This window comes from Chitinophaga japonensis (assembly GCF_007830125.1).
Taxonomy (GTDB): Bacteria; Bacteroidota; Bacteroidia; order Chitinophagales; family Chitinophagaceae; genus Chitinophaga; species Chitinophaga japonensis.
Map to the genome: position 1 here is coordinate 1888641 of NZ_VLLG01000003.1, position 12319 is coordinate 1900959.

Annotated in this window: 11 protein-coding genes and 1 tRNA gene; 4 read left to right on the plus strand and 8 right to left on the minus strand. The window is 51.4% G+C overall.

Translation table 11 applies throughout. The features are described from left to right. Nucleotides 1-8: 8 nt before the first annotated feature. The 5 genes from LX66_RS16765 to LX66_RS16785 all read right to left on the minus strand — a co-directional run bounded on the left by LX66_RS16765 (nucleotide 9) and on the right by LX66_RS16785 (nucleotide 4480). Nucleotides 9-1553, minus strand: a complete 1545-nt coding sequence (locus tag LX66_RS16765) for an ATP-dependent nuclease (RefSeq protein ID WP_145715506.1) — start codon at nucleotides 1551-1553, stop codon at nucleotides 9-11. A gap of 4 nt (nucleotides 1554-1557) precedes the next feature. Then, entirely contained in the window at nucleotides 1558-1755 is a 198-nt protein-coding gene (locus LX66_RS16770; protein ID WP_145715507.1) for a helix-turn-helix domain-containing protein, read from the minus strand. Nucleotides 1756-1938: 183 nt separating this feature from the next. Next, nucleotides 1939-3201, minus strand: a complete 1263-nt coding sequence (locus LX66_RS16775; RefSeq protein ID WP_158642656.1) for a site-specific integrase — start codon at nucleotides 3199-3201, stop codon at nucleotides 1939-1941. Between the two features lie 216 nt (nucleotides 3202-3417). After that, nucleotides 3418-3490, minus strand: a tRNA-Lys gene (locus LX66_RS16780). Nucleotides 3491-3673: 183 nt separating this feature from the next. Further along, the gene (locus LX66_RS16785; RefSeq protein ID WP_145715509.1) at nucleotides 3674-4480 is read right to left on the minus strand and encodes an MBL fold metallo-hydrolase; all 807 of its coding nucleotides are present in this window, start codon (nucleotides 4478-4480) and stop codon (nucleotides 3674-3676) included. 265 nt (nucleotides 4481-4745) lie between these two features. On the opposite strand from LX66_RS16785, the gene LX66_RS16790 reads away from it, so the two are divergent. Together LX66_RS16790 and LX66_RS16795 are read left to right on the plus strand one after the other, a co-directional pair. After that, nucleotides 4746-6254: a S8 family peptidase gene (locus LX66_RS16790; protein WP_145715510.1), complete on the plus strand. Its 1509-nt coding sequence runs from the start codon at nucleotides 4746-4748 to the stop codon at nucleotides 6252-6254. 147 nt (nucleotides 6255-6401) lie between these two features. Beyond that, a complete protein-coding gene (locus LX66_RS16795) occupies nucleotides 6402-7643 on the plus strand; it encodes a purple acid phosphatase family protein (RefSeq protein ID WP_211366259.1) in 1242 nt (413 codons plus the stop codon). A 12-nt stretch (nucleotides 7644-7655) separates the two neighbouring features. On the opposite strand, the gene LX66_RS16800 is transcribed toward LX66_RS16795, so the two are convergent. Both LX66_RS16800 and LX66_RS16805 read right to left on the minus strand, forming a co-directional pair. Beyond that, entirely contained in the window at nucleotides 7656-8357 is a 702-nt protein-coding gene (locus LX66_RS16800; protein ID WP_158642657.1) for a DsbA family protein, read from the minus strand. 1 nt (nucleotide 8358) lies between these two features. Beyond that, entirely contained in the window at nucleotides 8359-9312 is a 954-nt protein-coding gene (locus LX66_RS16805; protein WP_145715512.1) for a manganese catalase family protein, read from the minus strand. A 214-nt stretch (nucleotides 9313-9526) separates the two neighbouring features. On the opposite strand from LX66_RS16805, the gene LX66_RS16810 reads away from it, so the two are divergent. Together LX66_RS16810 and LX66_RS16815 are read left to right on the plus strand one after the other, a co-directional pair. Next, on the plus strand, nucleotides 9527-9895 hold the full coding sequence (locus LX66_RS16810; RefSeq protein WP_145715513.1) for a hypothetical protein: 369 nt from the start codon (nucleotides 9527-9529) through the stop codon (nucleotides 9893-9895). 28 nt (nucleotides 9896-9923) lie between these two features. Next, complete coding sequence (locus LX66_RS16815) at nucleotides 9924-10301, plus strand: SRPBCC domain-containing protein (RefSeq protein ID WP_145715514.1); 378 nt, start codon at nucleotides 9924-9926, stop codon at nucleotides 10299-10301. Between the two features lie 67 nt (nucleotides 10302-10368). Here LX66_RS16815 and LX66_RS16820 read toward each other — a convergent pair whose 3' ends face one another. Beyond that, the gene (locus tag LX66_RS16820; RefSeq protein WP_145715515.1) at nucleotides 10369-12210 is read right to left on the minus strand and encodes a family 10 glycosylhydrolase; all 1842 of its coding nucleotides are present in this window, start codon (nucleotides 12208-12210) and stop codon (nucleotides 10369-10371) included. Between the last annotated feature and the right edge of the window lie 109 nt (nucleotides 12211-12319).

Below are 12319 nucleotides of genomic sequence, written 5' to 3' on the forward strand. Positions count from 1 at the left end.
ATAGGTGGTTAATAATTCTTATACTTGGTTAATAAGATTTCATATTCTGAAATAAATTCCTCTACCTCCTGAATATTGTTTTCTATCCATGGATTTATCACATTGGTACAATTCCTGCCCCAATACTGCTTTTGAGAATTGAACCAAGCTTTAGCTTTATCTCTGTTTGTTTGTATTTCCTTTAAAGTAAAATCTTGAAAAACATGTTGCTTACTATAGCCATGTTGAATTTTATCCCAAATAGGTGATTCATCAGAAAGACCATGGAGAAATTCAGCTAGTATCCTTTCAGGAGATTTTTGTCCTGGGAGTATAATGATATTGTCAAGCTGATTTATTCTCCTCATTTTAGAAGATTCAGACTTAACATCACCATCAAGAACTATTAGTGATTCAGGGAACTTAAACCCTTTGATCCTTTTTCGTGACAATTCAATAAGGTTATCACAACCTAATGTACAATTTAGGAACTCCAGACCAGAGCTTCTTCTCTTTATTATTGCTCTAAAGAAAATTTCTCCTTCACTATCTTCTGTAAATACGGGAATTTTCCTTGTTGGCGGCTGGATTGCTAATGCAACGTTTAGTTTGTTTCTAATTACATCAAAGGATACGTTTTCAAGGGCTTTAACTTTGGAGTCGATTTTTTGCAAATAGACAACCTTCACTTGATCCTTTTGGTGTTGATCTTGATGAAGTTCGCAAGCCCTTTCCAAAATACTTAGGGAATGTGTAGTAAAAATAACTTGCAAATTCAATTGGGAAGAAAATTTTCTTAGAGCTTCAATGAGTTTTATTTGCGATGCCGGATACAGAGTAGCGTCTAATTCATCGATTACTAAAATTCCTCCTCTGTATGCGGCACCGTGAGCAGTTTTTAGACGCTTAAAAGATAGAATGGCCAGTAATATCTTACCGATATTGTCTTGCCCAGCGGAATTCATTTTCCAGTCATAAAATTCAGTATTTACACCCAAAGTGTTTTTCTGCTTGCTTACCAAGTAATCAACAGTAGTCATTTCAACGTCTGGGATAATTAGAATTTTATTATGCCAATCTTTATAGAAATTAAACTCGTCATTTGTAAGAACTATCTCTTTGCTTGTACCTATTCCTGTATCTTCTCCTATAGGGAATAACCTAGACAAACTCAGATAAATTACAGGTAATTGAATGTATCCCGATCCCTTAGAACGGTCTCCCTTTTTCCAGAACCGAATACCAGAATCTCTTTTAATACTCTCCACAGTAAACTCCGGATCTTCATCATCATTTATATGGAGTGTCCACTCATGACTTTGAGGCGTGTCAAAAGCGTCGGATAGTTTGAACTTCTCACTGAACAAAGATTTGTAGTTGCCTCCACAAAGGGGTCTTTCACCATAGAGAGGATTCTCTTTATCTGTAATAGTAAATGGTTGGCTTAAAATACCTAGCAAGGTAGTTTTCTGAGTACCGTTTTGTCCAGCAATAACGGTTAGATTTGTACCTAAAATAAAACTAACATCATTGAAGCCCCTAAATTTCTTAATGTGTACACTTTTTATAAACATAAACCTAGGTGTTTTTTAAGTCAACAAGCAATTCTTTTGCTTCCACATTAAGTATTCGGGCTATCTCGTAAAGAATTTCGAGTTTGGGTTGTTTGCGATTCTGCACGTAGCTATTCACCATATTGTAACTTTTCCCAAGTTGCTCTGCCAGCCATGTTTGCTTAATTCCCTTTTCTTCCAATACTTCTTTGATGCGGTTCATTGCTTAAGGCATTTAACGCTAAAAATACCTTATTTTTTATAAAAACATATCATTACAGGAGATATTTTTATTACCTCGTATCATCATAAAATAGCAAGCCACGGATCATTCGGCCTTTCTATTGTTTATTCTTCGCGGTTAAAGCTTGAATAGTTTCTACAATAAGAAAGGCTTATCTTATTTTTACACCGCCTTCTTTTTCAGCATAGACACCGGCATTTTCAACTCTAACCGCTGCTTTAACGCCTGCATATCCTGGCTTATCTTTTTCGCTACGATCTTGGCATAGATCTGCGTAGTACGGATAGATTTATGGCCCAATAAGGCGCTAACCGTTTCCAGTGGTACACCGTTGGCAAGGGTAACAGTGGTGGCAAAGGTATGACGGGCGGTGTGGGTGGTAAGGTTCTTTTCAATACCACATAGTTCTGCAAGCTCTTTCAGGTAACTGTTCATCTTCTGATTGCTCTTTATGGGCAGCAGTACATTGTTAGCAATGCAATAAGCGTTGTTCTTGTATCGTTCCACTATCTCTTTAGCTATCGGCAGCAAGGGCACATTTTCCCGGCACCAGGTCTTTTCCCTGTTTTTGATAATCCAATCCTCGCCGTCGAAGTGTTTGGTAACGTGGGCCGGTTGCAATAAGGAAGCATCCTTATAAGCATAGCCAGTAAAGCACATGAATAAATAGGCGTCCCTGACCTCCACAAGCCGGGCAATAGGCAGTTTCTTGTGATAAAGCTGCATGATCTCCATTTCGTCCAGTATATCCCTTTCCGGGTTGAAATAGGAGCATTTATACCCGGCCAAAGGGCTTTTATCCAGCCAGTCTCTTTCCGTGGCAGCCTTTAGGGTCTGCTTTACGTTCTTGAGGTATTTCATGGCCGTATTGTTTTCCAGACCCTGCTCCAGCGTCAGGTAGTCGGCAAAGTCCTCCGCGAAGGCATATACGATTTGATCCAGGAGAATGTCTTTACGCTTGTATTCGGAACCTAGAAAATCCGCGACTTTTGCTTTAGTGGTTTTCCAGCGGGACAAGGTGCCTTTTGCCCGTTTGCCTTTCTCTACTTTCTTTTCGAGCTTTTCGATCATAAACCCAAGCGTTTCCAAAAGGGTCTTGCTTTCTACGGGCTTTTTACCCTGGAAAGCAATCTTTACCATGGTTGCGGAAACATAATCATGCTGTGCACATAGCATGTCATAGTGTTTTTTAAGGGCTGCCTTAACGCGGTCAATAACCGCATTGATCTGTCGGGCATCGGCAGCATTGCCTATGGCCCTGCCAGCTTCCTGGTTCCAGTTTTGCGGGGTGGTTTTTAAGCCGAGAGAGAGTTCGGCCCTTTTGCCGTCAATAGTGATCCTTACGGTAATGGGAGCTTTCCCGTCCTGGGACATTTTCGATTTCTCCAGGATCAACAAAATGGAGAGTTTTTCATTAACCTTCATCGCACATAACATTTTTAGGTGAACAAATACCTAAAACCCTACTTGCACCAACGTCAAGGGTTACTCGGGTACCAAATGTCGCGAAAGAAAACAGGTACCCGAATAGGTACCCTTTACACCTGTAATTACTTGTGCCTCTTTGTTATGCTTTTTTGTGGAAACCGTTGATTTTACACGGGTTTAAAACAAAAAAGCCACTTTTGAAAAGTGGCTTTGTGATTCCGCTGGGACTCGAACCCAGGGCCCATACATTAAAAGTGTATTGCTCTACCAACTGAGCTACGGAATCATCTCCCCATCAACGTTTTGCGGGAGTGCAAAGATAGGAATTAATTTTTTTCTTCCAAATATTCCATGCAAATATTCTTTCGTAAATGTCTCAAACGCAGCAATTATGCATCTGCCGGCAAGTATTTTAATTACTGCCGACGGTCAGGCAACACACGCGGGAGCAGGTATGCCGCAACAGGAATTATTGCGTAAACAGGTCTCCCTGCCGGTACTGCACCGCCGCCGTACCAATAGCATACACGGCCGTTTCCTGGAAACGGGAGGCCACCACGATCTCGATCCCGTTGGCATGTTCGTCAAATAAAGCCTGCACCAGGTCCGGGTGGTTGTTCTCGGCAGAAAGGTGCGAAAGCAGCAGATGGCTCATAAAAGGAGGACGGTAGGTCTTGAACAGCTCCAGCGCCTGGTGGTTGGACAAATGCCCCTTGCCGCCGCGGATGCGTTTTTTTAAATAGTAAGGATACCTGCCATTCTCCAGCAGTTGCTCGTCATAGTTGGCTTCCAGGAACGCCGCGTGGCACTGTTGAAAATGCTGGATCACATGCTCACAGGGCGCGCCGATGTCCGTAAAAATCCCGATGTTCACCTGGCCATTGCTTACAACAAAGCTGTGCGGCTCTGAAGCATCGTGGTGTTTGGGGAAAGCGGTTACGGTCAGGCTGCCTACCTGCACCGGCGCGTAGGCGCTGAAAGATACTACCTGCTCTGCCCGCAGGGAAAGCCCCCCGCTGCACAGGGTAGCATGGGTAATATATACCGGCAGCCGGTATTTTTTGGCGATGATCGGAATGCCCCGGATATGGTCCGTATGCTCATGTGAAACGAAGATTGCCTTTACCTGCTGCATGGATAAGCCCAGCCGTCGCATACGCTTTTCCGTTTCCCTGCAGGAAATACCGGCGTCTACCAGCACAGCCTCCGTATCATTCCCTATATAGTAGCAGTTGCCGTTACTGCCGGAGTTCAGCGATGTGATGAATAATGACATGATAAATGCAAAGAAACCGTTTTTTTATTTTTTCCGGGTATTATTCACCTGTTCTTTGAACGTATCCTCCGGTAGGGCCAGCAGCCGGGCTAAGCCGGCCGGCCCGTCTTCGCAGCCTTACGCCCGATCCGGCCTTTTTTATTCCGGATAATTTGAGTACATTCATTTGGCCCTATGTAACTGTAGAACTTATATATGATATGTAGCCAGCACTTTGTTGTAATTCCCTTACGTAGTCTCCTTTTACTTATTAAAACTTATCACTATGAGAAAAAATCCCCTTTTACCCCTCGCATTACCCCTGTTAATGCTATTGGTTGTCAGCTCCTGTAAAAAAGACCTGCATGTGATCAACGGTTCCCTCAATACCTCGCAAGGCCCCCGGCAGGACCGCGGCTTTATCGTCATTGCACGGGAAGGCGCCAAGCTGGAAAGCATTTCAGCCAGCCTGTTCAAGCTGGGCGTGAAAGATTTCAGGCTGAAAGAAGCCATTAAGGAAATAGGATTGATCCACGTACAAACCCCCGACCCCAGCTTCCCCGAAAAAGCAAGAAAGATCGCAGACGTGCAGTCCGTGGTGGTAGACCTGGTCATGAACTGGCGGCTGCCCACCGAGCATTACAAATCCCGGGAGTTTAACAAGGCGGCAGCGCCTGCCACGGCTCCTTACGCCAAGTCGCAGGCCAGCATCGGCACCAACCCCCTGGCCTTCCTGCAATGGGGCCTGAGCTCCGTAAATGCGCCCGATGCCTGGCGTAAAGGCTACAAGGGCCGCGGCGCCAAAGTAGCGGTGCTGGATGGCGGCTTCCTGCTGAACGATTCCGAAATTGCCCCTAACATTATTCTCAGCCACAGCTTCATTGAAGGGGAAGATGTACAATACCAGGGCGCTGAAGGCTTCAGCCATGGCACGCATGTTGCCGGCACCATTGCCGCGCTGGACGACGATTTCGGCGTAGTGGGCGTAGCGCCGGAAGCCAAACTGATACTGGTGAAAGTCCTCACAGATGCCGGCTCCGGCCCCTGGAGCGGCATTATCGACGGGATCATGTACGCCGTTAACCACGACGCCAATGTGATCAACATGAGCCTGGGCGGAGAGCTGCCCCGCAGGACCTTTACAGACGATAACGGTACGCCCGACGATCCTTCCGATGATTACGTGGTGGAATACAACCGCGACATCAAAGACCTGGTGCTGGCGCTGAACAGGGCCACTGTGTACGCCAACCTGCGCGGCGTGACCGTAGTGGCGGCTGCCGGCAACGACGGCTATAACTATGACGAGGAAAAGAACTTCATTACCTATCCGGCCGCCTGCCTCGGCGTGCTGTCCATCGCTTCCAACGGTCCGCTGGGCTGGGGGATCAACCAGGACACCACCCTGTACGTGCCTTCCATCTTTACCAACTATGGCAAGTCATTCGTGCACTACGGCGCGCCCGGCGGCAATTACACGCTGCCGCCCAATTTCCAGGTGGTGAATGTAGGCGGTATCGTGCGCCCGGAATACGTATTCAACTTCGTGTTCAGCATTGGCGGCTATGAGGCCTCTACCGGGTCCTTCTACTATGTATGGTCTTCCGGCACCAGCATGGCGGCGCCGCATGCCAGCGCAGTAGCTGCATTGCTGTACGGGAAATATCCCCGGCTGATGTCGCCGATACTGGTAGACCTGGTCCTGAAGAAAACCGCCGGCGATTACGGCGCGCCCGGCAAGGATGCCTATTTCGGCCGCGGGCAGGTGAATGCCGCGAAGGCGGTGAGCTATTAAGAGAATGTAAAATGAAAAATTTCAAATGTAAAATGTAAAAGTTGGTAGCCGTGTATAATTAAGGCAATCATGCTTCCTTGAAGCATCGTCTCCAACTTTTACATTTTACATTTATTATTTTACATTTATCATTTTCATTTTACTATTATGCAAGCATCTGAAAAAGGCCGCAGCAGAAGGCGCTTCCTGCATTCCCTGGCAGGCGTGGGCGCTGCCGGGATGGCCGCTGGCCTCTTACCGGGATCCGTAATGGCGCATGCGCACCTCCTGGAGCCGGCAGACCCGGACAAGGGGCACGTGTTCCTCACAGCGCCTTACCTGCAGCAGCCGCAGCCGAACGCCATGACCGTCATGTGGATCACCAACCTGCCCGCCTACAGTTGGGTGGAGTTTGGAGAGACGGCCAGCCTGGGCCACAAAGCTCACAGCGTCACCGACGGGCTGGTGGATGCCTACAACCGCATCAACCGTATTACCCTGCAGGGCCTGAAGCCCGGCACCCGCTACTACTACCGTGCCTTTTCAAGGGAGATCACCGGCTTTGAGCCCTACAAGCTCACCTATGGCAACACCATTGAGAGCGATACCCTGAGCTTTACCACGCCGGAAGAACGCCCCGAAACGGTGAGCTGGCTGATCATGAATGATATACATGACCGCCCGCATTCCATTCCGCACCTCATGAAGCTGAACGGCAACGATCCCTACGACTTCGTATTTTTTAACGGGGATATGTTCGATTTCCAGACAGACGAGCAGCAAATCATTGATCACATGCTGGAGCCCTGCACTTCCGCGTTTGCGAAGGAAAAACCTTTCCTGTATGTGCGCGGCAACCATGAAACCCGCGGCAAATACCGGCGGGACCTGCACCATTATTTCCGCAACCCGGACAGCCGGCAGTATTTCAGCTTTACCTGGGGGCCGGTGCATTTCATTGTGCTGGACACCGGTGAAGACAAGCCGGATGATCATCCCGTGTATGCCGGTATCGTGGACTTTGACGCCTACCGGCAGGAACAGTTGCACTGGCTGGAGCGGGAAGTGCAGACCCCTGCCTTCCGGGAAGCGCCCTTCCGCGTGGTCATGATGCATATTCCGGTGTTTTACTCCGGCGACTGGCATGGCACCATGCACTGCCGGCAGTTGTTTGCGCCGGTATTTGACAGGCATAATATAGACCTGTGCATTTCAGGGCACACGCACCGCTACGGGGTGCACGAACCGGTACAAGGGCAGCACAGTTACCCGCTCATTATCGGCGGCGGCCCCAGGGAAGGCAAGCGCACCCTGATGAAGGTAAAGGCCAGCCGCAAACACCTGCACCTGCAAATGCTGGACGATGCCGGCACGGAGGTAGGAAAATACCACCTGGCGGCCAAACGCTGATGCTGCCATACATCACAATTGCGCCAGCAGTTGCGCCAGCGCTTCATAAGGGCGGTAGCCGGTCATCATCACACTTTTTTTACCGGCGCTGTGTATGACCAGCGTGGGGAAACGGGTAATGTTGCGGTAGCTCACTTCCTGCAGGTCCTGCCGGAAAAGGGCCAGCGCGGCGTCCTGCTGCAGGTCCGCTTCAAAGCGCTGCAGGTCCAGGGTGCCGGGATGCGCCGTTTCCAGGTCGGCGGCGGCTTCCAGCAGCACCGCTTTTTTGGCAATATTCCTGCCTGCCGCCATTACCGCGTTCCGGGCGTAATAAAGATACAGGTGCTCGGCACGTGCAGATTGCAGCCCGGCGCATTTCACCGCCAGGCAGGCCGGGTAGGAGGAGGCCGGCGGGTCCAGGAACCAGATACGGTCGTTCAAAGGCTGGCCGGATACCTGCCGCGCCTGCATCCATAAAGGCCCCATCTGCAGGGGCTTGCTCACCGCATTCATGGTGTCGTGATATGCTTTCCAGTCGGCCAGCAGGCCGCCCATGCAATAGCGCCAGGAAATACGGCCTTCATATTCCCGCAGCAATTGTTGCCAGGCGGGCTCAAATGCCCAGCTCCAGCAGCAAAGCGGGTCAGTGTAGTAAACAACTTCCAACTGGCCCGTTTGCTGTTGGGCATGGGAGTGGCCGGTAGCGGCCTGGTGCTTTTCAGTGGTTGCCTGCATATTACTTGTTATGTTCAGGGGTGGACATGCTCCAGTGCTGTTCGCCATCGGTAGAAGCCTTTTTTATTTCACCGCAGCGGATATCGCTGAGCTGCCGGTCCATTTTCCTTACATCCTGCTGTGTCCTGTCGGTGCCCTGTGGCTGTTGGTCCAGCAGGCCGTTGGTTTCCAGCACGTGCTTGATGGGGTCCTCGATGTACTGCCAGGTTTCTCCCAGGTCCGGGCTTTGCCCTTCATTCCAGGGGCCGCGCACGTTGGAGCCGTTGGACATGTTAAAGTACAGGTTGCTGTAGCGCGGATCGCTTTGCAGTACGCCCGGCGGGAAATTGGGCTCAATGGTGGCAAGCGCGGCCTGGAACATCTGGAAATGCGCTACTTCGCGGGTCATCAGGAAGTTCAGCGTTTCCTTTACATTCGGGTCATCCGTAAACTGTAACAGGTACTCGTACGTGATCTTGGCCCTGGACTCTGCCGCAATATCCGAGCGGAGGTCTACCGTAAGATCGCCGTTGCAGTCGCCGTTAATGTAGGAAGCCGTCCAGGGAGCGCCCTGGCTGTTCATCAGGGCCGGGCCGCCGCCGGTGGAGGTCAGGAACTGCGGCGCAATGATGGCTTTATGAATGAACTCTTCCTTCGCGGTTTTGCCATTGAGTAACTGCATGATCTCCGAATTGTCGGCCGCTTTTTTTAGATCGCCGTTAACGCCCTGCAGCAGCATCTGGATGGTAGCGCCTACAATTTCCAGGTGACTGAACTCTTCCGTGGCAATATCCATCAGCACATCGTATTTGTCGGGGTAGGGGTGGCGGGCGGCAAAGGCCTGTACAAAATAACGCATGGCGGCCGCCAGCTCCCCGTTGGCGCCACCGAACTGTTCCAGCAGCAGGGTGGCGAAGGCCGGATCCGGCTTGGACACCCTGGCATTGAACTGTAATTCCTTTACATGGTAAAACATAATAAAATGGTTTTTTGAATGAACAAATGAGTAAAGCGAGGATCATCTGCGGTGAATCAAAAAGCAGTCCATATACCAGTGCAGGGAGAGTGGGTAAGGGCGGGCCGGGGAACGTTGTAGCGTAATTTCTACTACTGCAGCCACAGTGTTGTCCGGCCCAGGCAGCCAGCGGCAGTGGCACTGTTTTTAGGGTACCGTATCATGATCCTTACACATGCAGGCCATTTACCCGATAGCATTATTATTATGGGCGCAGGGAGTGTACTACCTGCTCACCGGCCTCTGGCCCTTTTTGCATTACGCCAGCTTTGAAAAGGTCACCGGCCCCAAAACGGATGTATGGCTGGTAAAAACAACGGGCGCTTTGATCATGGTGATCGGCCTGCAACTGCTGGGTGTGGCGCTGTGGCAGGAAACGGTGCAGGCGTCCACGGTGCTTGCCGGCGCCGGTGCTGCGCTGGCGCTGTTGCTGGTGGATGTGGTATACGTGGCTAAAAAGGTGATCCGCCCGGTTTACCTGGCAGATGCAGCGGCAGAGCTGGTGCTGCTGGGCCTGTGGATGTTGTACCTGTACCAGTGGTAACGGATATTTGAATACCTTTGCACACATCATGAAAGACTTCAAGCAGCATTTTACCGTACCGGCCCCGCCGGAAGATGTATACCGGGCGCTAACCCATCCCCTTACCATCCAGCTATGGAGCGGGGAGCCGGCGGAGATGTCTACGGAGCCAGGCTCGGAATTTTCCCTCTGGGAAGGCAGCATTGCCGGCAGGAACCTGGAGTTCGAGGAGGGCCGGAAGATCGTACAGGAATGGTATTTCGGCGAACAGGAAGCGCCCTCCATTGTTACCATCATCCTGCATCCGTCAAAAAAAGGCACGGACGCGGAGCTGAAGCATACCAACATTCCCGACGAGGCCTACCGCGATATTGTAACAGGCTGGCAGGAGGCCTATTTCGGCGCTTTGATAGACTTTTACCTGTAATGACATTTCAATAAACAAAGAAGAGACCGTGGAGGCATCCGCGGTCTCTTCTTTTATTTTAAGGGGTTCAGTTCCCTAGCTTCAGCAGCTTGATGGTTTGTTGGCTGCGGCCCTGTATCACTACCAGGTAATAGATACCGTTGGGGTACCGGCTGCCCAGGGTAATGGTGCTGTTAGGCGCTACATTGTGCCGGGTTTCCACGATCCGCCCGTTGTTGTCCGCCACCTGTATGCGCAGCGGCTGCTCCGTGCTGCTTTGCAGCAGCAGCGTAAAGTGGTCTGCGCTGGGGTTGGGCCTTACGCTGACGCTTACACTTGATTTTTCCGTTTTCCTGGACAGGTCGGGAGCCTGTACCAGCGCCGGCAGGTCGGGTGGCAGGCATACCCGCTTGCGGCGGGAGGGCCGGCTTTCATTGTGAAAATCGTCCAGGGCCGTTACCCGGTAATAGTAGGTGCTGCCGGGGCTCAGCGCGGTATCTGTAAATGTCGCCTGGTCCATACCGGTAATAGCCAGTATGTTCTCCGCCAGCTCCGTGTCCATATGCCGGTGGGTAGAACGGTAGATCACGAACTGTCGCGCTTTCTGCAGCGCGTTGGCGGCAGGGTGCCTTTTCCATTGCAGCACCACGGAATCATTCCCGTAGGAGCGGGTTTTAAGCCGGTAAGGCGCGGGTGGCGGGATGCTGTCGCGCCAGGGCATGGCCGGCAGCAGTGCCGGGTGCTGGTAAAAGAACAGGCGCAGCGAATCCCGGAAGCCCAGCTTGTTGGGATGGCGCAGGCTGCCGGTATTGTAAACGGATTGCCCGTATACATGCGGGTAGGCCGGGTCCCGGTTCATCCGCACCTGGTTGGGTATCTGCGAAGGGTTGGCCCAGTTGGCGCCCTGCGCCGGCTCATTCACTTTATAGCCGGCCATACCGATGTAGATGTGCCGGCCGCTGGCCTGGTTGTTCCACCAGGGAATGAGCACGCCGTAATTGGCGCCCGGCTGCCCGATGTACCAGTACACCTGCGGCATGATGTAATCCACCCAGCCTTCCTGCAGCCAGCGCCGCGTGTCTGCATACAGGGTAGTATAATGCTCCAGGCCGGCGGTAGGGGAGCCGATGTCCGGGTTGCTGCTGTTGCGGTAAATGCCGGAAGGGGATACGCCGAATTTCACCCAGGGTTTCATGCTTTTTACGCTGTCGTATACCCTTTTGATCAGCAGGTTCACATTATCCCGCCGCCAGTCTGCCCGGTTGCTGAAGCCGCGCGGGTCTGCCGCAAAGGAAGAGTCGTCGTTAAAAGGCGTGGTGCCGGCCGGTGCGGAGGGCGGGTAGAAATAATCGTCAAAGTGGATGCCGTTCACGTCATAACGTTGAAGAATATCCGTTATTACGCTGCTAATGTAGTCGCGCACCGCCGGCAGGCCGGGGTCCAGCACTCGCAGGTTGCCCTGGCTCAGCAGCCATTCCGGGTGCTGTTTGGCTACATGGCTGGCGGCAAAGCCGGGCAGGTTATTGGCATTGGCCACGGCCCGGTAAGGGTTGATCCAGGCATGGAACTCAATGCCCCTTTTATGGCATTCCGCTATCATGAACTGCATAGGGTCCCAGGCGGGGCTGGGCGCATTGCCCTGGGTGCCGGTAAGGTCTGCCGACCAGGGATCGATGGCGCTGGGATACATGGCGTCGCACTGGCTGCGCACCTGTATGAACAGCGCATTCAGGCCGGTAGCCTTGTGGTGGTCCACGATGTTGATAAAGGCGGCCCGCTGCTGTTCGGGCGTTTGCGTGCGGTTAGGCCAGTCTATGTTCGCATAGGTGGCGATCCAGGCGCCGCGCAGCTCGCGCTTGGGAGCCTGCTGAGCCTTTACGGTAGTACATAGGAAGAGCCATAACAGAATACAAGGTAAACGTTTGATCATAGGGGATGCATTTTGATGTTACAGTAAAGGGGTACTTTCGTTTATCCCTGATAAGTTACTGTTTTTTTTATTATGTTGCGGCAAACTTTAATCAAACACCCATTGTACC

Excerpts from the sequence above, each read along its gene's own strand:
- LX66_RS16815 (WP_145715514.1), top strand. The coding sequence starts at position 9,924 with ATGAAAGACTTCAAGCAGCATTTTACCGTACCGGCCCCGCCGGAAGAT.
- LX66_RS16820 (WP_145715515.1), bottom strand. The coding sequence starts at position 12,210 with ATGATCAAACGTTTACCTTGTATTCTGTTATGGCTCTTCCTATGTACT.
- LX66_RS16790 (WP_145715510.1), top strand. The coding sequence starts at position 4,746 with ATGAGAAAAAATCCCCTTTTACCCCTCGCATTACCCCTGTTAATGCTA.
- LX66_RS16785 (WP_145715509.1), bottom strand. The coding sequence starts at position 4,480 with ATGTCATTATTCATCACATCGCTGAACTCCGGCAGTAACGGCAACTGC.
- LX66_RS16800 (WP_158642657.1), bottom strand. The coding sequence starts at position 8,357 with ATGCAGGCAACCACTGAAAAGCACCAGGCCGCTACCGGCCACTCCCAT.
- LX66_RS16805 (WP_145715512.1), bottom strand. The coding sequence starts at position 9,312 with ATGTTTTACCATGTAAAGGAATTACAGTTCAATGCCAGGGTGTCCAAG.
- LX66_RS16795 (WP_211366259.1), top strand. The coding sequence starts at position 6,402 with ATGCAAGCATCTGAAAAAGGCCGCAGCAGAAGGCGCTTCCTGCATTCC.
- LX66_RS16810 (WP_145715513.1), top strand. The coding sequence starts at position 9,527 with ATGCAGGCCATTTACCCGATAGCATTATTATTATGGGCGCAGGGAGTG.
- LX66_RS16765 (WP_145715506.1), bottom strand. The coding sequence starts at position 1,553 with ATGTTTATAAAAAGTGTACACATTAAGAAATTTAGGGGCTTCAATGAT.
- LX66_RS16775 (WP_158642656.1), bottom strand. The coding sequence starts at position 3,201 with ATGAAGGTTAATGAAAAACTCTCCATTTTGTTGATCCTGGAGAAATCG.
- LX66_RS16770 (WP_145715507.1), bottom strand. The coding sequence starts at position 1,755 with ATGAACCGCATCAAAGAAGTATTGGAAGAAAAGGGAATTAAGCAAACA.